At 49.9% G+C, this 22048-nt stretch carries 17 protein-coding genes; 12 read left to right on the forward strand and 5 right to left on the reverse strand.

Annotated elements, in window-relative coordinates; all coding sequences use genetic code 11:
• Positions 1-72: 72 nt before the first annotated feature.
• The 5 genes from B4W65_RS11675 to B4W65_RS11695 all read left to right on the forward strand — a co-directional run bounded on the left by B4W65_RS11675 (position 73) and on the right by B4W65_RS11695 (position 9301).
• Positions 73-873: a DUF4328 domain-containing protein gene (locus B4W65_RS11675; protein ID WP_088655344.1), complete on the forward strand. Its 801-nt coding sequence runs from the start codon at positions 73-75 to the stop codon at positions 871-873.
• Positions 874-984: 111 nt separating this feature from the next.
• Positions 985-2817: a BamA/OMP85 family outer membrane protein gene (locus B4W65_RS11680; RefSeq protein WP_088655345.1), complete on the forward strand. Its 1833-nt coding sequence runs from the start codon at positions 985-987 to the stop codon at positions 2815-2817.
• A 1-nt stretch (position 2818) separates the two neighbouring features.
• Positions 2819-6709 (forward strand): translocation/assembly module TamB domain-containing protein, encoded by a 3891-nt coding sequence (locus B4W65_RS11685; protein ID WP_088655346.1) that lies wholly within the window; start codon positions 2819-2821, stop codon positions 6707-6709.
• Complete coding sequence (locus B4W65_RS11690; protein ID WP_088655347.1) at positions 6709-8904, forward strand: tetratricopeptide repeat protein; 2196 nt, start codon at positions 6709-6711, stop codon at positions 8902-8904. Before B4W65_RS11685 ends, B4W65_RS11690 begins: the two co-directional genes overlap by 1 nt.
• A 7-nt stretch (positions 8905-8911) precedes the next feature.
• Positions 8912-9301: a DUF3859 domain-containing protein gene (locus B4W65_RS11695; protein ID WP_088655348.1), complete on the forward strand. Its 390-nt coding sequence runs from the start codon at positions 8912-8914 to the stop codon at positions 9299-9301.
• A 97-nt stretch (positions 9302-9398) separates the two neighbouring features.
• Here B4W65_RS11695 and B4W65_RS17315 read toward each other — a convergent pair whose 3' ends face one another.
• Entirely contained in the window at positions 9399-9572 is a 174-nt protein-coding gene (locus B4W65_RS17315; protein WP_158522844.1) for a hypothetical protein, read from the reverse strand.
• A 163-nt stretch (positions 9573-9735) separates the two neighbouring features.
• Positions 9736-10836 carry a redox-regulated ATPase YchF gene (ychF, locus tag B4W65_RS11700; protein ID WP_088655349.1) on the reverse strand — a complete coding sequence of 367 codons (1101 nt, stop codon included), beginning with the start codon at positions 10834-10836 and terminating at the stop codon, positions 9736-9738.
• Between the two features lie 147 nt (positions 10837-10983).
• Here ychF and B4W65_RS11705 point away from each other — a divergent pair, with 147 nt between their 5' ends.
• The 3 genes from B4W65_RS11705 (at position 10984) to B4W65_RS11715 (ending at position 12598) form a co-directional block, all read left to right on the forward strand.
• Positions 10984-11535 carry an RNA polymerase sigma factor gene (locus tag B4W65_RS11705; RefSeq protein WP_088655350.1) on the forward strand — a complete coding sequence of 184 codons (552 nt, stop codon included), beginning with the start codon at positions 10984-10986 and terminating at the stop codon, positions 11533-11535.
• A 143-nt stretch (positions 11536-11678) separates the two neighbouring features.
• Positions 11679-12083, forward strand: coding sequence for a hypothetical protein (locus B4W65_RS11710; RefSeq protein ID WP_088655351.1), 405 nt, complete (start codon positions 11679-11681; stop codon positions 12081-12083).
• A 20-nt stretch (positions 12084-12103) separates the two neighbouring features.
• Complete coding sequence (locus tag B4W65_RS11715) at positions 12104-12598, forward strand: hypothetical protein (protein ID WP_146697778.1); 495 nt, start codon at positions 12104-12106, stop codon at positions 12596-12598.
• Positions 12599-12631: 33 nt separating this feature from the next.
• On the opposite strand, the gene hisS is transcribed toward B4W65_RS11715, so the two are convergent.
• On the reverse strand, positions 12632-13996 hold the full coding sequence (gene hisS / locus B4W65_RS11720) for a histidine--tRNA ligase (protein ID WP_088655353.1): 1365 nt from the start codon (positions 13994-13996) through the stop codon (positions 12632-12634).
• Positions 13997-14170: 174 nt separating this feature from the next.
• Between hisS and B4W65_RS11725 the strand changes: the two genes are divergently transcribed.
• The 4 genes from B4W65_RS11725 (at position 14171) to B4W65_RS11740 (ending at position 19176) form a co-directional block, all read left to right on the forward strand.
• Complete coding sequence (locus B4W65_RS11725; protein ID WP_088655354.1) at positions 14171-15190, forward strand: Fe(3+) ABC transporter substrate-binding protein; 1020 nt, start codon at positions 14171-14173, stop codon at positions 15188-15190.
• A gap of 10 nt (positions 15191-15200) precedes the next feature.
• Positions 15201-16901: an ABC transporter permease gene (locus tag B4W65_RS11730; RefSeq protein ID WP_088655355.1), complete on the forward strand. Its 1701-nt coding sequence runs from the start codon at positions 15201-15203 to the stop codon at positions 16899-16901.
• Entirely contained in the window at positions 16882-17952 is a 1071-nt protein-coding gene (locus B4W65_RS11735; RefSeq protein ID WP_088655356.1) for an ABC transporter ATP-binding protein, read from the forward strand. The genes B4W65_RS11730 and B4W65_RS11735 overlap by 20 nt, the downstream gene beginning before the upstream one ends.
• Positions 17953-18069: 117 nt before the next feature.
• Complete coding sequence (locus tag B4W65_RS11740) at positions 18070-19176, forward strand: adenylate/guanylate cyclase domain-containing protein (protein WP_088655357.1); 1107 nt, start codon at positions 18070-18072, stop codon at positions 19174-19176.
• Positions 19177-19259: 83 nt separating this feature from the next.
• On the opposite strand, the gene ettA is transcribed toward B4W65_RS11740, so the two are convergent.
• Positions 19260-20951, reverse strand: a complete 1692-nt coding sequence (gene ettA, locus B4W65_RS11745) for an energy-dependent translational throttle protein EttA (RefSeq protein ID WP_088655358.1) — start codon at positions 20949-20951, stop codon at positions 19260-19262.
• Positions 20952-21035: 84 nt separating this feature from the next.
• Positions 21036-21875 (reverse strand): hypothetical protein, encoded by an 840-nt coding sequence (locus B4W65_RS11750; protein WP_088655359.1) that lies wholly within the window; start codon positions 21873-21875, stop codon positions 21036-21038.
• Between the last annotated feature and the right edge of the window lie 173 nt (positions 21876-22048).

A 22048-nucleotide genomic window follows, 5' to 3' on the forward strand; every position in this document is an offset into this window, starting at 1 on the left:
ATCCATTTTGTATCCAGGGGTTTGACTTTTAGAATATTTAGGTATTTTAGTGCCAACCTAAATACTAAAATTATGATCAACCTGGACCTTTGCAAGAAATGCAAAAAACGAGGCTTTGATCCCCATAAGGGAATCATTTGTAGCCTGACCAATGAAAGACCGGCTTATGAGGGCGATGTATGCCCCGACTTCGACAACGACGAAAAAGCCAAACCCAATCGAATTTTCTCTCAGAAACTTCGTCCGAACAGCGACCGGTCCACAACCGCTGTGGTCCTTATTTGGGCTGTTCTGTTTATGGAGGGGGTCACCCTCTTGTCCAGCATCATGCAATACAATCTCCTGAAGACCATACAGTCGGGAGGCGAGTATTCTGCAAACGCTCTGACAACAAACGACATGCGCGAAGGCCTTGTAGCCATTCTGTATCTCCTGGTTTACATCATTTCAGGCATCACCTTTATCCGCTGGTTCCGACGGGCTTACTTTAATCTGCATTTAAGGACCTCACCGCTGACGTACGATGAAGGCTGGGCGGCAGGCAGCTGGTTTGTACCCATTATCAATTTGTACCGCCCCTTTCAAATTATGCAGGAGCTTTACGAGGAGACAAAAAAAATCTTGCGTAATGGTACGGAAGCCCCCGGCTGTAATTTGGAAACGAGCTCTCTCGGCATTTGGTGGGCACTTTGGCTGATCAACGGCGTCCTCGGCAACATCGTCTTCCGAGTGTTTAAAGATGCCGACACGGTAGACCAGCTGCTTACAAGCACTGTCCTGGAAATGATAACCTCCATTATTGGTATCCCACTGGCACTGTTAACCATTAAAGTCATCAGAGATTACGCCAAGGCCGAAAAGCAGCTTAAGTAAACAGGGATATCCGAATAAAACAAACCCCTTCATTCCTGAATTTTCACTAATTTTAGGGCTTTGTATTATTTGAATTGACCAACCTTGCGACAACGACTGCGCGTCTTTTTTATGAGCCTTGTACTCTTAACTGTCCCCGGGCTTGCCCGGGGACAGACCAGTGATCCTGTGCTCAACAGCAGGGCAGCCGACAAACAAATACGCAGGCTCAGGTTTGAGGGCAACGATTATTTTTCCGACAAGGAACTGACCGAGGCCATTTCTTTTTCGTCCAACCGCTGGTTGGGCCAAAAACTCCTGGGGAAGGAGGCGGTTTGGTTTTCAAGGGACGCCTACCAAATGAACGTGCGCGAACTGCAGCACTTTTACCAATCGGAGGGCTTTCTGAATGTGGAGATTGGCGAACCCCAAATTCGCCTTAAACGTAAGGGGCGCAAGATCGAACTCACTTTTCGCCTTACTGAAAATGAAGCCGTTCGCATCGACTCCCTTCGTTTCGTGGGGCCCAATGCCGCCATCAATGAGGAGGAGCAAAACCTGCTTCAAGATGGCCAAAAAAGTCTGGAAGCCCTCCCCGGATCTCGATTTAGGGATGCTTTGATATGGAACGATCAGGAAACCCTGACGATGGACCTCATCAACAAAGGCCACGCTTATGCCGCCGCCAGGCCACTTATTGAACTCGACACCGCTCACCACCAGGCAAATATCGACTGGGAACTGGAACCGGGACCCTTGTGCTATTTTGGTGACATCAGCATTGAGGGACAAGAGCGCACCCCGGAACATTTGATAAGGAAACAGTTGGCTTTGGAGAAAGGGCAAGTGTACAGTCGCGCTGCGCTGAATCGCTCCCAGCAGCAGATTTACCAGTTGGGCACCTTCCGTATAGCCTCCATTAAAGCCCAACTCAGTCGCAACCAAAAAGACAGCATTCCGGTGCGCATCAGTCTGACCGAAGCTCCGCGCACCTCCACACGTGTGGGCGTGGGCTATGGACGGGAGGACAAATTCCGGACTTTTGTGGATTTCCGAATTTTAAATTTCCCGGGAGGCGCCCGTCGCCTGAACCTCTACGCCAAACATTCGGCGCTGGAACCCTACCGTTTTGAAGCCCGCCTGACCCAACCGGCCGTCTTCAGTCCCAATTCCACACTGGAGCTGGCACCTTCGGTAAAGAAACAGAAGGAAGCCGGTTACGAACTCTTTGCCTACGGCAGCACCCTGGGGCTGCTGCAGCGCTTAAGTAATCAACTGAATGTTTCTCTAAGCCTTTACTACGAAAACGTAAATCTGGACACAACGTCGGTTGCCCGAACAGTGGAAGATGCTGAGGTACTGAAGAACTACTCAAAAGGAGGTTTGGCGGGGGGACTGCTTTTCGATTCGAGTCAACCCCGCTTTGATCCGGCACGGGGATGGGTCGTAGCCTTGAATGCCAAATCGAACAGTCAACTCTTGCCGGGAAAATATTCCTTTTTCAAGTACCAACTGGAAGTAAAACACTACCAGCAAATAGCGGAGCCCTTAATTATGGCCATGCGCGCCAGATATGGCGGCATCAGGCCCGGCCAAAGCAGAGGCCCTGTTCCGGTAGAGGAGCGTTTTTTTGCCGGAGGGAGTCGCTCCGTCAGGGGCTGGGCACGACAGCAACTGGGTCCGATTGACGACGAGGGGGTCCCGCTGGGAGGCAACACCCTCATCGAAGTCAGCCTGGAGCCGCGCCTCCGACTCTTTGGTCCCCTTAGTCTGGTCGTTTTTGCCGATGCGGGCAATGTATGGCCGCAGCTCAGCAATTTCAGCCTTCAGGACTTGCGCTTTTCTGCGGGTGGGGGACTCCGTTTCTCAACGCCCATTGGTCCGGTAGGCATCGACCTGGCACGACCGGTGGCCGACAGCGACAGCAAATGGCAATTGCATTTTAATATTGGTCACGCCTTTTAATATGAAGCGAGCAGCAAAAATAATCGGATGGATTTTCACCTGCCTGGCACTGCTGGTGTTGCTGCTGCTGACCCTCAGCCAAACGGACTGGTTCCGCTCATGGGTAAAGGACAAGGCCATACAAGTGGCCAATGAGCAGCTCGAAGGCGAGCTGCTCATTGGCCAGCTGAAGGGCAATTTTTTTACGCACCTGGACCTGCGGCACGTGGTGGTCTTGCTGGAAGATGGGGACACCTTGCTGGCGGCAGACCGCCTGCAAGTGCGTTACGACCTCTTGGCCCTGCTCAACAAGGAGATTTTCGTTGAGCACATTCGTCTGCAGCGACCCCATGTGTGGTTGGAGCAATTCAGCGACAGCACCTGGAATTTTGAAAGTCTTTTGTCGCCGTCCGACACCCCGGCCCCAGACGAGCCGGAAGATGACACGCCCTTCGGATTTAAGGTTTGGCTGCCCGAATTGTCGCTGCAAGACGGCAGTATTCAAATAGAAAGTCCCGACACCCTCCTGCCTGCCTATGTGGGCGACCTGCAATTGCTGTTGAGTGCAAGCTACCGTGCAAAAAAAGCGAAAGTCTCCGTGAAAAAGTTCGGCTTTTACACCAGGCAGCCCGACTTCCGCCTGAACAATATAGAATTATTGGCCCAAACCGATTTTGTTCTTCACCAGCTCGAAAAGCTGGAACTCAAAACCGAACATAACCAAATCAATGCCGAAGGACACTGGATGAATCTCGACCATTTTAGTTTGAAACTGGATTGGCCGAAGGTCCACCTCGACGAGTTTGCTTTTATTGTGCCCGAAACAGGTTGGCTGGCACAACCTAAATTGCACCTGAACAGCCAGTCGGAAAATGGCCATCTACAGCTTGATTTTTCAGCCGATTACGCCGGCGAAACCATCCGTCTTCAAGGCCAGGTGCCCGACTTTCAGAACTGGCTGAGCGACAGCCTTCGTCATTTGGGCAATATGGACCTGCATCTCAGCACTGTCGGACTGGAACCTCAGCACTGGCTGGCTATGGACACCTTGCCACTGGTGCTCAACACCTCCTTTCAAATCCAGGGCAACGGACTCTCTGCCGAAGCACGCCCCCTGAAAATAACAGGCCGTTTTGTTGACAGTCGTTTTGAATCCCATCAGCTGGAGGCTGGCCAAATGGTATTGGCGCTGCAACATCCTTTGGTAAGCACCCAGGTGGAGCTGGGGGGGACTTTTGGGCAGCTTGATGCAGCCGGTCGAATCGATTTGAGCGATGAGGGGCCGTTTGCCCTGGAAGCACAGCTGCGCCGACTGGCCCTTCACCAGCTGCTGCCCCAACAGGTAGACAGCACCCTCCTCAACTTCAACATTAAGGCAGCAGGAAAAGGGACACTGTCCGAACACCCCGAGGCCACCTTCTCAGGCATATTGCAAGCTTCCGTTCTCGAAAGCGTCCCCATCGACTCTATGGAATTCCGGGGCTTTTACCGCGACCAGGCCCTCCAGCTCGACACATTGTTTGTAAAAAACATTTCGTTGGAGGCGGGACTCTGGGCCCGGTATTTAAACAGCGGTAAGCTCGAAGCGAAATTGGCTGGCGAACTGTTCAACACAAAGGCTTTTACAGCCTATACGGACGAAGCGGTAGAGTGGGAGCAACTGGATTTTGGTGCTTCGGCCAGGGGCAGTGTCGACTCCCTGCTTTTCCAATTCAACACACAACTTGCCGCCCTGGAGTTTGACACCCTTCTTAATCTGAACCGGATGGACCTTTGGACAGACGGCCAACTTGTGAAAGGAGCTCCCACACTGGAAACCCAGCTCCGGGCCAGTGGCCTCAGCAGCGGGGACTACCTGGTGGACAGCTTGTCTCTGGATGCCGCCCTGCACGACGCCCTTTGGCAGGCAAAACTGGGCGTGCTACCGAGGGACTTGCCGGAGCTTCAACTGGCCGCCAGAGGCAACACCAGTGATTCGCTTTGGGTGGTACTCGAGCAACTCGACCTGAACGCTCAGGTGGCCCAATTGTATTTGCTCAACGATTCGGCCAAACTGCACTACCACGAGGGCAGGACCAGTCTGTCCCATTTTAAAATGGGCGATCGCCTGGACTCCCTGTTTTTAATGGAAGCAGATGCGCGTGCCGACCTGCCCGACAGTCTGGGTGCACAAATCAAGCTTCAAGGGTTTAACCTGGCCCTACTCTCAAAGTTAAAGCTCAGTCCCCAGGCAATAACCGGCAGGGCCCATCTGCAACTTAAGGCAGCAGGCAACTCCAAATCTTTTCGATTGACCGCAGGTACGCAGCTCGAACAACTCGAAATGGACCCGCTGACCATTGAACAAATCCGGGCCGACATCTCTTATGCGGGCGACACCCTGCACTTCAAATCTTCCTTACTCAGCCAACTGGGCGACGCCTTGGTCTTAGAGGGCAGCAGTCCACTCGACATCCGGCTCAGCGACAGCCTGCTGGTGCACTGGCCTGGCCTACTGGATGCCCGATTGCATACCAGGGAAGCCCAACTGCAAGGCTTCCTGGCCGAACAGGAAGGCCTGCCCAGTCCCCAAGCCCTGATGACCGTTGATCTCCAGTTGCAGGGACAAGCCCGGGATCCGCAGGTAAAAGGCTACATCGACCTGAGTGAAGGCGCCCTGCCCCTACCGCGTTGGGGCATCGACTACACCGGACTGCGACTCAAAGCCAGCATTGCGGAAACACGAATTAGTCTCGACTCACTTTTTGCGCGACACGGCAGCGGAACCCTCCTGGCACAGGGCTATGTAGATATGGACAGCAGTCTGACCAGCGGCCGCCTGTCCGACACCAACCTGAAATTAACAGCCCATGAATTTCACCTGTCGCGCCATCGCAACCACGAAATACAAATCAACGCCGACGCCTTTTTCCGGGACCAGAATCAACAACCGCGCTTTGGTGGAAACATTGAAGTGCTTCGTTCCAGTTTTAATTTACCGGCCCTGCTTGATATGACGGAGGAGGGCAGCGAACTCAACGACCCGCTTTTGGTACAGGCCCTCAAAAGCCAACAGACTGAATCGCTGCACACTGAAGAAGTGGCCCTTGCCGACAGCAGCCATAAACAGAGCATTGAGCAAAGGCCGACCTACAACCTTGTGGAACAGCTCACCGGTCGTATGCGTGTCGACATCCCCCGCAACACCTGGGTGCGCTCGCCCGATATGCAAATGGAGCTGTACGGACATTTGGATGTGGTAAAAAACAGTGATATTTTTGAACTCTTCGGTTCCCTTGGCATCCACCGGGGCTTTTATGCCCTGTACGGCAAAAAGTTGGTCATTCGTCGGGGCGAACTGACTTTTACGGGAGGGGAGGCCTTTAACCCTGCGGTTAACCTGGAGGCCGACTACACATTTAGAGATCCGGAACGCCGGAAAAGATTACTGACGCTGCTGGTGGGCGGAACAGCCATGGCGCCGGACATATCCTTTGACCTGGACGGCCAATCGGTCCCCGAAGCCGACGCGATGGCCTATCTGCTCTTTGGACAGTCCTTTGACCAACTCAGCTACGGCAACCAGGAAGGGGTTTCCAATGCCTTGCCCTCGCGCCTGATAAACAGCGTACTCTCGTCTCAGCTGAGCAAAACGCTGGGCTCGACCCTCAACCTGGATATGATTGAAATTGATGCCGGTGACGACTGGCAGAACACCAGCTTTATGGTAGGCAAATACATTACCAACGACTTGTTTGTCACCTACCAACGAAGTTTTGGCCAAACGGACGACGAATCCGTTTCGCCGCAAACCATCACCCTCGAATACGAAATCAGCCGCATCTTTTCGCTGCGGCTTTTGCAAGGCGCAGCCAAAGAATCGGGGGTTGATTTGATTATTAAATTTGAAACCGGACGAAAATCGACAGACTGATGCAAACAGCCCATTCACAACATAGCACAAACAGCATTAATGAATTGCTTCACCAAAAGCGGCTGAAAGAGGCGCTGGACGCCTTAAACACCATGGTGCGGGAAACTCAGAACAGCACACTCATCGACACACTCTACAACCTGGAGATGACCTACAAGAGCCTCTTGCGCTACACGGTAGAGGGCTTCAGCGATCCGGAGCGACAAAGGATCTACAACCATCTGGTGGCCGATCTGTTTCGGATAAGTGATCAGATTTTTCGTGAAAAAATGATGAGAACTGAGCAGGGACGCTTTGCGGAGCTGTTGAGAAAACATCAACACAGCGACCTCGCTGTGCTGAACAAACAGATTGAAATCTGCCAAAAGGCCCTGGACCGAAGTCGTTTGATGGCCGAGCCACTGCCGGGAGAGGACTTCAATGCGGCAGTGGGACAGCTCTTCGAAATACTGATGACCCAGGGCTTGGTGTATCAACAAAAAAATGAAATTCAGGCGCTCTTTTCTGAAAACACCCTGCCCTGGCCCCAGCAGTGCCAAATGGTTAGTGCCATAAGCATCCACCTCCTGCAGTTTTTTAATGAGGATGCCTTGCTGCTCCTTTTCCAACTGAGTCAACATGAGCACCTTGAACTGCGCCAACGCGCCCTTACCGGCCTGCTCCTGGTGTTGTTTCACCACGACCAGCGGCTGCACTATTTCCCCGAGGTGCTGCGCCAAGCGCAAAAGCTGGGCGAACGTTTCGCAGGCAAAGAGAGCCTCCAGAATATTGTTATACAACTGATGCGTACGCGGGAGACCGAAAAGCTGGCCCGTAAACTCACCGATGAAATTCTGCCCGAAGTGGCCCGCATTCACCCCAACCTACGCGACCGGCTCGACCTGGAAAACATCATTGGCGATAGTTTTAAGGAAGGCAAGAACCCCGACTGGGAGGATATTTTTTCCGACTCTCCGGAGTTAATGGGAAAACTCGAAGAGTTTTCACGACTGCAGATGGAAGGAGCCGATCTGTTTTTATCGACCTTTCGCATGCTCAAGCACTTCCCCTTCTTTAACCATCTTGAAAACTGGTTTCTGCCCTTTCCCTGGCCCAATCCCATTGCCGAGGACATCCTGAAAAACGAAAGTGGCCTGTTTAAAAACCCCGACCTTTTGCAAGGCGTTGCCCAATCGGGCATTATTTGCAACTCCGACAAATACTCGCTTTTGCTGAGCATCCCACAAATGCCCTCGGCACAAAAGGAAATGATGGGACAAATGTTTATGGCCGAACTCAGCGCCCTCAGCGAAGTAGAAAAAAGCGACCAGCTGGTTGATGCCCACAAAAAAGAACTGGCCATCTCCAACCAATACATCCAGGACCTGTACCGCTTTTACAAAGTACATCCGGCACACCAGGGATTCAGCGACCCCTTTGCCGGAAAAATGGATTTCCACCACCGCTCCTTCCTGGAGGTCTTGTTTCCCGAAGGCGACTTTCTCAAAAAGCTGAGCGCCTACCTTTTCGAGAAGGACCGTTACCAGGAGGCCTTAGAAGTCTTTGCCCTGCGCCTGAAACAAGAGGAACCCGACAGGCAGCTATTGCAAAAGCAGGCTTATTGCCTGCAACAACAGGGCGCCTACGAGGCCGCCTTGCAAAGCTATTTACAGGCCGATTTGTTCGACCATGAACAAGTATGGAATTTGAAGAAAATAGCCCTATGCTACCGCTACCTTAAGCAGCCCGAAAAGGCACTCGAATACTACCAGAAAGCTGAAAAGGTGCAACCCGACAATCTGCACACCCAGGTGAGCATCGGCCACTGTCTGCTGGAGCTGAAAGATTACGAACAGGCACTCAAATACTATTTTAAAGTAGAATACCTCGATCCGGGCAACCAAAAAGTCTGGCGCCCCATTGTATGGTGTGCCTTGGCACTGGGTAAATTTGAACAAGCCGAAAAGTATGCGCGACAATTGATCGATAAAAAGCCCACCCAGCACGATTACCTGAACATGGGACACCTGTTTTGGTGTATGGGCAAGCGCCAGGATGCCTTGCAATGGTACCAAAAGTGCGTCACCTTTCCGGGACAATCCGTGCAGGCCTTTTTAGAATCCTTCAACAACGACAAGGATATGCTGCTGAAGCATGGCGTTGATGAAACAGACATTCCCATTATGCTGGACCAGTTAAGATACCATTTAGAGTAAACCAAACATGCCCAAGAAGAGACCTGAAATTGAAATTTACAGTCACGGACTTTATGAACCCTGGGACAGAAAATCTAAAGAGCTGCCCCGCTTAAAGGCTATAACCACGCAAATTCCGGTTGAGCCCGATGTTGAATTTGGCTATGTGCTAAAAATCAAAAAGGCCAAGGGTGCCCGACTTACTTTCACCATATTTCATCCGCCCTTTTTAAACGATGCGGGAGAAACCGCTCCGCCCTTTGAAGGAAGCGAGGTGGTAGGCAGCAACGACTGGTCTTTTTTTCTGGGCGACACCGTTTGGCCGCCTTATGAAGACAAGGCCGGAGCCTGGGAGCTGGTTACCTGGTTAGATGGAAAAGAAATTGCCCGTAAACAATTTGAATTATTTATACGCTAACTTTTAACACAAAAAAAAGACATACAGAAACTGTGAATGACTCACAGACTGTATGTCAATATGATTGAAGACACCTAAGTGCCCAATACTTTTCAGGCTACGAAAGAGTGATACTGAACAAGAAGGTGCCAAACGCAATCAGCACCAGCACAATGATCACTTCCACCACCGAATAGATAAAAATCTTCCGCTTCAACCTTGCGATGGCCTCGGTCTCATTTTCCTCGGCTTTTAACACATTGAATCTCACTTTGCGCTTATTTTTTTTCAATTCTACTTACTTTTGTCTTTTTATCTAAGCACAAAGAAAACCATTAATTCCCAATCGACCAATGAAGAGTCCCGGCGCATTAGGAATATTTAACTATTTTTTTATAGCATTTAATTCCCTCTGCATCAAATGATACAAAACCGACAAAAACCGATACTATTATTTACACATTAAATCGGAAGTGCATGATATCGCCATCCTGAACCACATATTCCTTGCCTTCAACGCTCATTTTGCCGGCCTCTTTGCAAGCCTGTTCCGATTTATATTGCAGAAAATTAGCATACTTAATGACCTCTGCACGTATAAAACCCTTCTCAAAATCGGTATGAATAACCCCCGCAGCCTGCGGCGCCAAAGCTCCTTGCGGGAAAGTCCATGCACGCACTTCTTTTACACCTGCAGTGAAATAGGTTTGCAGATTCAACAAACGATAAGCGGAACGAATAAGTTTGGCCACGCCCGACTCCTTTAAACCCAAGTCCTCCAAAAACATCTGACGCTCCTCAAAAGACTCAAGTTCCGCAATCTCGGCCTCGGTTTGTGCAGCAATAACCAGCACCTCGGCCTGCTCCTCTTTCACGGCTTCTTTTACCGCTTCAACATGCTTATTGCCTTCAACCACCGAAGCCTCATCAACATTACACACATACATCACCGGTTTATTGGTAAGTAAAAACAAGTCCTTGGCTACTTTGGCTTCAGGTTCGGTCAGTTCCACAGTACGCGCCGACTTTCCTTCCATCAGGGCGTCCCGGTACTTCACCAAAACCTCAAACAATTTCTTCGAATCTGCATCCTTGGCAGTTTTAGCAATCTTTTCCACTTTAGGTAATCTTGCCTCAACCGTTTCCAAATCTTTCAACTGCAACTCTATATCGATAACCTCTTTATCCCGAACCGGGTCAACGCTCCCGTCCACATGGGTTACATTGTCGTCTTCAAAACAACGCAGCACATGAATAATGGCATCCGTCTCCCTGATATTGGCCAGGAACTTATTTCCCAATCCCTCTCCCTTACTGGCGCCCTTAACAAGACCTGCAATATCAACAATTTCAACGGTTGTAGGAACAACGCGCTGGGGCTTTACCAAACGCTCCAACTCGGTAAGCCGTTCGTCGGGCACAGTAATAACACCTACGTTGGGCTCAATGGTACAGAAGGGAAAATTGGCCGACTGCGCCTTGGCGTTCGACAAACAGTTAAACAGAGTAGATTTACCAACATTGGGCAAGCCCACGATACCACACTTTAATGCCATCTTTATGATTTAAATATTATTGTACTGTATTTTAGCAGTTAAAAGCTTATCTTTTAATTTTTTGCACTGCGCAAAATTAGCGGGTGCAAAAGTAAGCCTTTTTTTTGGAAAGGAGAATTATTTAACTTCACAGCCCCAAAACATTTTATGTCGGTTAGCGATCAGGAAATATTGGCCTTGGCGTGTATTCCGGAAGAAAAGGAGCAAGCCTTTAGCCTGTTGGTGAAAAAGCACCAACAGCGCCTGTATTGGCATTTACGCAAAATGCTCATTGTACACGAAGATGCCGATGACGTACTGCAAAACACCTTTGTAAAGGCGTGGCAAAACCTGGAGCAGTTCCGGGGCGATTCCTCGATTTACACTTGGTTGTACCGCATCGCCACCAACGAAGCGCTCAATTTTTTAAATAAGAAACGCGCCGAACTCATCAACAACCCCGAAGATCTTGAAGTATTACTGAGCAAGCAACTCGATAATGATCCTCTTTATACGGGCGATGAAATTGAAAAGAGACTTCAAAAAAGTGTACTCTCATTACCCGACAAGCAGCGCCTGGTTTTTAACATGAAATATTTCGACAATATGAAATACGAAGAAATGGCCCGCATTTTAGACACTTCTGTCGGCGCCCTTAAAGCCTCCTATTTTCATGCTGTACGAAAAATAGAAGCGCTAATTAATCAAGAGCTCTTTTAAACTGCATTATTCACAAATTGTCTCCTACGAAAACTTATGAATAAAAGCAGGTTAAAGGGAGAGCCTTAACCTTTAAACCTTTTACATGTTGGCGTGTCCAAAAGCCAAAGTGCGCCTGTCGCACCAGAACAAAATACTGTGGTATGAAAAAACTGAACAAAATAGATGAACAAGCCTCCTTTCAAGTCCCTGCCGGGTACTTTGAAGACTTTGAGCATCGGCTGACTCAGCGCATTAAAGGTACAAATGATGCAACGCTGCCCGTAAAAAAATCAAGTTTATTTAAACCATGGATGACCATGGCGGCCAGCTTTGCCCTTATTGCACTTATCTATACGCTTGTACCGGAAAAGTTCACGCAAAAACAAACCCAGGAAAGAACCAGCGAGCTCTTTCTTTTAGAACAACAAAGTGAACTCCTCAATGAATACGAGTTGATTGACTGGCTGACCACAATGAGTAGCGAAGAAATTGACTTGTATCCCGACAGTCTTCTTTTTCAGGATCTCAATGAAGAAGAGTTACTCTATTTGAGCTATATCGATTAAAACCTTTAATACCATAAGTCATGACACGCCTAACAACCATCCTCCTATTTTTCTTATTTACGCACTCACTTGTGGCTCAGGGAGACCGTGAAAAAGACAAGCGCATTGAGCAGCTCAAGGCCCAAAAAGCAGCCTTCTTTACCGAGAAAATAGGTCTTTCGTCGGCAGATGCCCAACACTTCTGGCCGGTGTACAACGAATTTTCTGCGCAAAAGGACAGCCTCAATCACTTACGCTGGAGAATAAGAAAAGATTTGCAACACAACATGGACGAGCTTTCGCAGAGTGAAAAAACAAAGCTGATGAACCAACAAATGGACATCAAATGGAAGGAGGCAGAATTGGATCGGCATTACCATCAGAAATTCATAAAAATACTTTCAATCGACCAGGTTATCAAGCTGTATGAAGCAGAGCATGAATTTAAGATGCGTATCATTCGCCAGATTCGCGAGATTAAAGCAGAAGCCAATCAAAAATCCGGCCCCTCAGAAGAGACCGGATTAACCAGTTGACAAGCGCATATAGTCAACGATATTACAGGTGGCTTAGCGCTGAAGCAGGCGCTGCACTTCTTCCGGCTTCACTGTTTTCTGCTCCCCACTCTGCATATCCTTTAAAGTCAGCACGCCCTCTTTCAATTCAGATTCACCCATAATGGCCACGTATCTGATGCCCTTTTTATCGGCATAGGTCATTTGCTTTTTCATTTTGGCGGTGTCCGGGTACAGCTCGCAACGAATGCCTTCTTTACGTAAACGCTTGGCCAATATCAGGGCGTGAGCCGCTTCCTGCTCCCCAAAATTGACAAAGAGCAACTGACTGGCTGTTTCCACTTCCTCGGGATAAAGCTCAAGCTGATTCAGCACATCAAAAATGCGATCGGCACCAAAGGAAATCCCCACCCCGGAAACGCCTTTGAGTCCAAAGATACCTGTCAAATCGTCGTAGCGCCCACCACCTGTGATGCTTCCGATGGCAACATCCAGGGCCTTCACTTCAAAAATAGCACCCGTATAGTAGTTAAGTCCTCGTGCTAAAGTCAAATCCAGCTCCACTTGGGACTGCAGGGCCAGGTCCTTGCAATGATCCAATACCGTTTTCACTTCTTCAATGCCCTTGCATCCAACTTCGGATTCGGCCAAAAGGCCCGAAAGCAATTCCAACTTTTCTTCATTGCTCCCCTGAAGGGCCAATACCGGCTGAAGCTTTTCAATGGCGGCGGCAGACAAACCGCGCTCGCTGAGCTCCATATTCACTTTTTCTGCGCCAATTTTATCCAGCTTGTCGATGGCTACAGTAATATCTACCAAACGATCTCCGGCACCAATGTACTCGGCAATACCAGCCAAAATTTTTCGGTTGTTCAGTTTCACAACAACCCGAATATTGAGTCTTTGGTAAACCTCATCAACAATCTGAATCAACTCTACCTCGTTGAGCAGACTGTCGCTGCCAACAACATCCACATCACACTGAAAAAACTCGCGATAACGACCACGCTGGGGCCGATCGGCCCGCCATACCGGCTGAATCTGATATCGCTTAAAGGGAAAATTCAATTCGCTTTGATGTTGCACCACAAAGCGGGCAAAGGGCACCGTCAGGTCGTAGCGCAAACCCTTCTCGCTGATTTGCCCGGTCAGTTTCGCAGAATCCCCGGCAGCCAGCATATCCGGCTGGGCCTTGGACAGGAAATCGCCCGAATTTAAAATCTTAAACAACAGCTTATCGCCCTCTTCCCCATACTTACCCAACAAGGTATCCAGGTTTTCCATAGCCGGTGTTTCAATGGGCAAATAGCCGTACAACTGAAACACCCCTTTAATGGTATCAAATATATAATTGCGTCGCAGCATTTCTGCTGGTGAAAAATCCCTTGTTCCCTTAGGAATGGATGGTTTCTGAGCCATGTAAATCTTAATTTGTGCGTAAGTAAGTCGCCGTTATCAAAGCTGCAAAGTTAAAAAAGAATCGCAAATTATCATCGCAGCACACGCCCTCCCCATTTATGGGGATATTACAAGGCATTTGTTTTTATTTAGAATGATTCTAATTAACTTTGCCGACACACAAAGCAACTACACATGAAAAACACAGTAATTATAGGTCTCTTTGCCTTTGGCGCGTTCATGACTGCCTGTAAGCCGACTGCCGAAGAAGTCAATGTATACTCAGCCCGACATTACCGGGCCGATGAACAACTGTTTGAAAAATTCACCGAAGCAACAGGCATACGGGTTAATGTGGTCAAGGCCAACGCCGACCAATTGATTAACCGCCTCGAAATGGAAGGGGATATGAGTCCCGCCGACCTCCTGATTGCAGCCGATGCAGGTCGCCTGGTGTTGGCCCGTGAAAAAGGCCTGCTTCAAAGTTTGCAATCGCCAATAATTAAGGAACGGGTGCCCGAACACTTGCGCGACCGCCAGGGGTACTGGACCGGATTTACGCGCCGTGCCAGGGTTATCGCCTACCACAAAGAACGGGTAAACCCCTCTGAACTATCGACCTACGAAGCCCTGGCTGAGCCAGCCTGGGAAGGCCGTGTTCTGGTGCGCTCGTCGCAGGCGCACTACAACCAAACGCTTATGGCCTCCATTGTAGCCGCTCTTGGCAAGGACGAGGCCAGCGCCTGGGCCGGTCAATTGGTAAAAAACATGGCCAGGAAGCCCAGCGGAAACGATCGCGACCAGGTAAAAGCCATTGTCGCTGGCGAAGGCGATGTGGCCATTATCAACACCTATTACATGGGTTTGCTGCTTAATTCTGCCAATGAAGAGGAACGCGCGGTGGCAAATGAAGTAGCCTTGTTCTTCCCCAACCAGAATGAGCGAGGAGCCCACGTTAATGTGAGTGCCATTGGTCTTACAGCCCACGCCCCCAACGCAAAAAATGCCCAAAAACTCATCGAATTCCTCCTGAGCGAAGAAGCCCAAAAAACAATTGCTGAAGTCAACCACGAATACCCGGTTAATCCGACCGTAGAATGGCCCGCTCTGCTAAAAAGCTGGGGACGTTTTGAAATGGACCTCTTGCCGCTCGACGAACTGGGCCAACACTTGGAGACTGCGCAAATAGTATTTCACGAAGCAGGCTGGGAATAAATCCCTTCTTATGCAACAAGGCAGAAAATCCACATCAATCGGTCCGGCCGTTCGTTTTTACCATTGGGTAAAACACGGATGGGCCGACTTCCGTTTCAACGCTTGGGTATCCTTTACCTGGATGCTGGCTCTTGTTGTGGCCTTTCCCCTACTCAGCATATTAACGGCCTTTCTTGGAGAAGCGGATGTTGCCTGGGCACACATCACAAAAAACCTCTTGTCGACCTATGTTGGCAACACGCTGTGGCTGCTGTTGGGGACGGGCACGCTTACCCTATTCATAGGCACGCTGAGTGCCTGGGTGGTGAGCGTATACGAATTCCCGGGACGCCGCCTTCTGGAAGGTGCCCTAACGCTGCCCATTGCCATACCTGGCTACATTCTGGGTTTTACCTGGGCCGGCATGCTCGATTACACCTCTCCGCTCTACACTTTCTTGCGCAACACCTGGGACATTAATACCGGGGCCTACCTGTTTTTTGATCTGCTTTCCCTGCCGGGAGCCATCTTCATCCTCAGTCTGGCCCTCTACCCCTATGTTTACCTGGCGGCTCGGGCCTGGTTTGGCAGACAATCGGCGGGCCTTTTTGAGGCAGCCGCGGCTTTGGGGCACAGTAAAACGAGGGTTTTCTGGACCCTGACACTGCCTCTGGCCCGTCCGGCTCTGGTGGGGGGACTGGCGCTGGTGTTGATGGAGGTTTTGAACGATTACGGAGTGGTGAGCTACTTTGGTGTAGACACCTTTACAACGGGCATCTTTTCGGCATGGTTTGCCTTTGGCAGCAAAACCTCTGCCGTAAAACTGAGCGCCTGGCTATTATTGCTGGTTTTTGCCCTTTTACTGGGTGAGCGTATGCAGCGGGGCCAAAGGCGTTACGACACATTACGGGGCAGCAGTCGCCCCCTTTTACGCACACCTCTGAACGGCCTGCGCAGCCTGGGCGCACAAGCCATCACCGCCCTGCCCGTGTTAATGGGCTTTGTACTTCCGGTGTTCATGCTTTTGTATTGGAGCTGGCTCACCGGTACCGAAACCCTGGTCCATCGCTTTTTACCCCTATTAACCAACAGCTTTATGCTGGCAGCCCTGGCCACTTTGCTGGTGGTTACTGCCGCCTTGCTGTCGGCCTTTACAGCACGCAGTTTCCCCTCCCCCAAAACGCGCTTCTTGGTCCGATTCAGCACCATGGGCTATGCCATACCGGGGGCCGTAGTAGCCATTGGTGTATTGGTCCCCTTTATCTGGCTCGATCGCCAAATGAATACCCTGGGGGCCACGGGAGGCTTGTGGCTCACCGGAACCTGGCTGGCCTTAATATTTGCGTACCTGGTACGCTTTTTAGCCGTAGCCTACAACAACATCGAAAGCAGTCTCACCCGCACCAGCACCAGCCTCGATGAGGCCGCTCAATCACTGGGCCACCCAAGAGCCCGCATCCTACGCAACATTCTGCTGCCCCTCATCCAGCCGGGCATTTTGGCAGCCGCCCTTTTGGTCTTCATTGATGTACTCAAAGAATTGCCCCTCACCCTTATCCTGCGTCCTTTCAACTTTGACACCCTGGCCATCAGAGCTTTTGAATACGCCAGTGACGAACGGGTGGCCGAAGCAGCACCCGCCTCTCTGGTCATCATTGGCCTGGGACTTGTGGCTGCAGTAGTCTTAAACAAGATTTCAAAAACCAAAGAAAATGAACCTACTAAAGACTGAAGGCTTAAGCAAGACCTATGCCGGCAGCAAGCACGCGGCGCTGAAGGACTTTTCCCTCCGGGTTGAAAAAGGTGAAATAGTGGCGCTTTTGGGTGAAAGCGGTTGTGGGAAAACAACCGCCTTGCGGGTAATGGCGGGCTTTGAGCGTGCCGACAGCGGCACGCTGCATTTGCAGCATCGAATAATCATAGGCCCCGGGGTGTTTACCGCACCGGCAGCCCGGGGGATGGGCATTGTGTTTCAGGACTATGCCCTGTTCCCGCATAAAACGGTAGCCCAAAACATAGCCTACGGTCTGCAAAAGCTCCCGACAAGAGAGCGTGAACAACGCCTGAACGAAATGCTTAATTTGGTGGAGCTCTCCGCCTATGCCCAGCGCTTTCCCCATCAACTATCCGGTGGTCAGCAACAAAGAGTCGCCCTGGCCCGAGCCATGGCGCCACAGCCGGAGGTACTCCTGCTGGATGAGCCCTTTTCAAACATCGACACCCTTAAAAAAAACCACCTGCGCGAAGAATTGCACGCCCTTTTAAAGAAAACAGGAACTACTGCCATTTTCGTAACCCACGACACCCGGGATGTAATGGCCATTGCCGACCGGGTGGCGGTTATGCGTAAAGGGGAAATATTGCAAACCGGAACACCACGTGAACTCTATGAAAAACCACGTATTCCCTACTTAGCCCGATTTTTCGGAAACAGCAACATCATTCCCGCAAAGTGGGAGGCCGACCAACTGAAAACGCCCCTGGGAACGCTTCCGGCCCAAACTATCAACACCGGAAAGGCCCGGAATGTGCTCTTGTCCATTCGGCCCACGGCCTTCAAACCTGGCAGCTCGGCCACTGCGACAAACATTCGCGTAAAACTGAAACAACAGCGTTTTATGGGCGAACATCAGGAAGCAGAGTTTCTTCCACTGGATGCCCATGAAAACGAACTTCCTTTGCTGGTGCATTTAACGGAGGACCGCTTGCTGCAAAATGGCATCAGCCAATTGCACCTGCGCCCGGAAGCCATACATATTATGGACATCCCGGAAAACAGCTGAACAGTCCACCAAAAACAACCGCTTAAGCAAAACCATTTTAAATAAAGAATCGCACAATCAAAAGTCGTCAACAAACGCAAAAAAAAGCTAATTTTACCGGCAAGAAAGAAGGAGCTGATGGAGAATCCTAAGATTCTGATTGCCGACGATGTTGACTACCTGGTGGAGTTTATGAAAAGCCACCTGGAACAATTGTTGCCCGACGCCACCTATTTCAGAGCTGCCAATGGTTATGAAGTATTTACCCTGGCCATGCGCAAACAACCCGACCTGATACTGCTCGATTGGGAGATGCCCGAAATATCAGGTATGGAGGCCCTGCAGACCCTCCAAGCACACCCGCAAACGAAGGACATTCCCGTCATCATGGTTTCTGGTTTTACACAGGCCGACCATGTGCGAAAAGCGCTGGAGGCAGGAGCTATGGACTACCTAAAGAAACCCATTGCTCCGGATGAATTGTTGGCCCGGGTAAGAACGGCAATGACACTGGCCGACTCTATGCGCCAACTGCGCCAACAAAAACAGCAACTGGAGGAGGAGAAACGCAGAAGCGACCGCATTCTAAAAGGCCTCTTGCCTGCCGAAGTGTTGCAAACCATGAAGGAGCAAAGCGAAATTGCGCCGCGTCGTTTTCGTAATGTTTCGGTGATAATGGCCGACCTGGTTGACTTCACACCCAAATCACAAAAGATGTCGCCCAAGCGTTTACTGGATGAACTTCAAACCATCTTCACCGCCTTCGACCAAATTTGCCAAAAGCACAATTGCACCCGCATAAAGACCATTGGAGATGCCTATCTGGCTGTCAGCGGCATGTGGAATCACAGCCATAACCACGCTTTGGTTGCAGCCAAAATGGCCGAACGCATGCGACAATATATCATTGAACACAACGAGCGCTATAAAATCGACTGGGAAATTCGTATTGGCATCAATTCAGGAGACATTATAGCCGGAATCATCAGTGAGAGCAATTTGAGCTACGACATTTTCGGAGATACTGTTAACACTGCCGCACGCATGCAAAGCTACTGCAATCCTATGCAGATAAACGTATCCCAGACGACCTACGACCACCTGAAGGACTATTACTTCATGATTAAGCGCATCAGCCGGAAAGTAAAAGGCAAGGGCGCCCTTAACATGTATTACCTGCACCGCCCCATTCAATCGAGACAACAGCTTCGTCAGCAGCAATCTCACCCTCAATACGCGTTGTAAAAAAGGTGCCCCAAGCTTTTGAGACACCCCCTTTTAACTCCCGGTATATTTGCGATTGACTCCATGGGTCAATTCAGGCTGGATTAACTGTCTTTCACCAGCTTGCGGTAACGAATACGTTGGGGACCGGCATTACCGAGACGCTTTTTCCGGTTCTCCTCGTAATCGGAATAACTGCCCTCAAAATAATAAACCGTTGAGTTGCCCTCAAAAGCCAGAATATGAGTGGCAATCCGGTCAAGAAACCAGCGGTCGTGAGAGACCACTACCGCGCAGCCGGCAAAATCCTCCAAGCCCTCTTCAAGCGCCCTGAGCGTATTAACATCAATGTCGTTGGTGGGCTCATCCAGGAGCAGGACGTTCGCCTCCTCCTTAAGCGTCATAGCCAAATGGAGCCGATTGCGCTCTCCGCCCGACAAGGTGCCACACTTCTTTTCCTGGTCGGCACCGGCAAAATTAAAGCGGGACAGAAAAGCGCGAACATTGATCTCACGCCCCCCCATTCGGATCGTTTCATTACCGCCCGACACCACCTGATAAACAGATTTTTCCGGATCTATATCGGCATGAGTCTGATCTACATAACCAATCTTAACGGTTTCGCCCACCTTAAAGGTTCCCTTGTCCACTTCCTCCTGCCCCATAATCATGCGGAACAGGGTGGTTTTTCCTGCCCCATTGGGACCAATGACCCCAACAATTCCGTTGGGAGGTAAGGTGAATTCCAAACCTTCAAACAGCAGGCGTTCCCCAAAAGCCTTGGAAACATCATGCGCCTCAATCACTTTATCGCCCAAACGTGGACCGTTGGGAATAAAAATCTCCAGCTTCTCTTCCTTTTGTTTAACATCTTCCTTCAAGAGACTTTCATAAGCAGCCAAACGGGCTTTGGACTTGGCCTGACGGGCCTTCGGAGCCATGCGCACCCATTCGAGCTCACGCTCCAGGGTTTGACGACGCTTCGAAGCCTGCTTCTCTTCCTGCGCCAAACGCTTCGCCTTCTGATCCAGCCACGAAGAATAATTGCCCTTCCAGGGAATGCCTTCTCCACGATCCAGCTCTAAAATCCACCCGGCTACATTATCCAAAAAGTACCGGTCGTGGGTAATTGCGATAACGGTACCCTTGTATTGCTGCAAGTGCATCTCCAGCCACTGTACCGATTCGGCATCAAGGTGGTTGGTAGGCTCATCCAGCAAAAGAATATCGGGCTCCTGAAGCAACAAGCGACACAGAGCAACACGCCTGCGCTCTCCTCCGGATAGTTCCTTAATCATTTGATCTTCGGGCGGACAACGCAAGGCATCCATCGCTCTTTCAAGCCGGCTGTCCAGATTCCAGGCATCAAACTGATCAATCTTCTCCTGCAACTTGGCCTGCTCATCCATCAAGGCCTGCATCTTATCCGGATTCTCTAAAATTTCCGGCTCAGCAAAACGCTCATTGATGGCCTCATAAGCTTTCAGCACATCAACCACCTCCTGTACACCCTCCTCAACAACCTGGCGTACCGTTTTCTGGTCGTCAAGCTTTGGCTCCTGCTCCAGATAGCCCACCGAATAACCAGGCGAAAACGCCACCTCACCCTGGTAATTCTTCTCCAATCCGGCAATGATTTTGAGAAGCGTAGATTTACCGGAGCCGTTAAGACCAATCACCCCAATCTTAGCCCCGTAAAAAAAGGACAAATAAATATTGCTCAGCACTTTCTTTTGCGGAGGATAAACCTTGCTCACCCCCACCATACTGAAAATAATCTTCTTATCGTCGGACATAGTTCAAATAATTTTGGGACAAAATTAACCAAAAGCCTTTGGCAAACAAGGCCTGCACTAAATTGTCCCTGCCATAAATGCGGCTTATTTTAAGCGTTTAAAATCACGCAGCTGAAAAGCATCATCACTTAAATGCTTAATCATCCCATAATCCCAATAGTACAATTTGGAGTCGGCAGCACCTACCAGCATCTTATACACCCTTGCACGAATGCGCGTTCCCTCGGGGCCCACTTTATGCAAAAACACAGCATCGGAATCCTGGCGCTTAATGGCCTCTGCAACCTCTTCACGCGACACAATTTTAAAGGCATAAGGATAAACAGCGGCAATGGCTTCAGGCGTTTGTACATCACTGGCCAAGTCCTCCTTGGTCAACAATAAAGTCTTGTCGGCCAGGGAACTTTTGCCCTGGTACTGCTTAAAGCCGTTTTCTCCAATTAATTTTGGATTCTGAAGCACATTTTGAACATGCCGCTGGATAAAAAGCACAAAAGCCTCCAGTTTGTAGTGGTAACTGGCTTCCTCTACCCTCAGGTAAGCAAGCGGCAAGGAGCACAAATCCGGCATATTACGCACACTGGCCCCCGGCTCGCCCATCAACAAACTGATAAAATTGTAACGGGCTTTGGTCCGGTCCTTGGCAAAAGTCACCGTACTGGTCATCAAAAAAGACAATTCAGGATCATCCTTAAGCTCCTCAAATTGTTTAAAAGAAATTACTTCAAAAGGGGTCAGGCTCCATGAGCGTTCCATAATTTCTCGAATAACCATATTGAACTCGCTCATAAGCACATCGTCCATAACCACCATAGTCTTACTCTTCAAAAAGCGCTCATAATCTTCCAGCTCAGGCAAGTGTTCCTGAGCCAGCCCCCAATGAAAGCAAGGGAGCAAAAACAATAAAACCAACAACTTCTTCATTGCTATTATTTTTTAGTAAAAAAAATCCGCATGGGCCAAAACCCCAAACAAAGATAAACCACCCAAGTGTGATACCCTTACATTATGACCAATAAAATATCCTTAAAGTCTGAACCCGAAAACAATAATTTTAACTAATTTGCAACAAAAACATAACCCTCTGACTTATTGAA

The organism is Geofilum rhodophaeum (assembly GCF_002210225.1).
GTDB lineage: Bacteria > Bacteroidota > Bacteroidia > Bacteroidales > Marinilabiliaceae > Geofilum > Geofilum rhodophaeum.

Bases quoted from the DNA above. Each gene is read 5' to 3' on its own strand.
- B4W65_RS11675 (WP_088655344.1), top strand. From the start codon at position 73: ATGATCAACCTGGACCTTTGCAAGAAATGCAAAAAACGAGGCTTTGAT.
- B4W65_RS11680 (WP_088655345.1), top strand. From the start codon at position 985: ATGAGCCTTGTACTCTTAACTGTCCCCGGGCTTGCCCGGGGACAGACC.
- B4W65_RS11685 (WP_088655346.1), top strand. From the start codon at position 2,819: ATGAAGCGAGCAGCAAAAATAATCGGATGGATTTTCACCTGCCTGGCA.
- B4W65_RS11690 (WP_088655347.1), top strand. From the start codon at position 6,709: ATGCAAACAGCCCATTCACAACATAGCACAAACAGCATTAATGAATTG.
- B4W65_RS11695 (WP_088655348.1), top strand. From the start codon at position 8,912: ATGCCCAAGAAGAGACCTGAAATTGAAATTTACAGTCACGGACTTTAT.
- ychF (WP_088655349.1), bottom strand. From the start codon at position 10,836: ATGGCATTAAAGTGTGGTATCGTGGGCTTGCCCAATGTTGGTAAATCT.
- B4W65_RS11705 (WP_088655350.1), top strand. From the start codon at position 10,984: ATGTCGGTTAGCGATCAGGAAATATTGGCCTTGGCGTGTATTCCGGAA.
- B4W65_RS11710 (WP_088655351.1), top strand. From the start codon at position 11,679: ATGAAAAAACTGAACAAAATAGATGAACAAGCCTCCTTTCAAGTCCCT.
- B4W65_RS11715 (WP_146697778.1), top strand. From the start codon at position 12,104: ATGACACGCCTAACAACCATCCTCCTATTTTTCTTATTTACGCACTCA.
- hisS (WP_088655353.1), bottom strand. From the start codon at position 13,996: ATGGCTCAGAAACCATCCATTCCTAAGGGAACAAGGGATTTTTCACCA.
- B4W65_RS11725 (WP_088655354.1), top strand. From the start codon at position 14,171: ATGAAAAACACAGTAATTATAGGTCTCTTTGCCTTTGGCGCGTTCATG.
- B4W65_RS11730 (WP_088655355.1), top strand. From the start codon at position 15,201: ATGCAACAAGGCAGAAAATCCACATCAATCGGTCCGGCCGTTCGTTTT.
- B4W65_RS11735 (WP_088655356.1), top strand. From the start codon at position 16,882: ATGAACCTACTAAAGACTGAAGGCTTAAGCAAGACCTATGCCGGCAGC.
- B4W65_RS11740 (WP_088655357.1), top strand. From the start codon at position 18,070: ATGGAGAATCCTAAGATTCTGATTGCCGACGATGTTGACTACCTGGTG.
- ettA (WP_088655358.1), bottom strand. From the start codon at position 20,951: ATGTCCGACGATAAGAAGATTATTTTCAGTATGGTGGGGGTGAGCAAG.
- B4W65_RS11750 (WP_088655359.1), bottom strand. From the start codon at position 21,875: ATGAAGAAGTTGTTGGTTTTATTGTTTTTGCTCCCTTGCTTTCATTGG.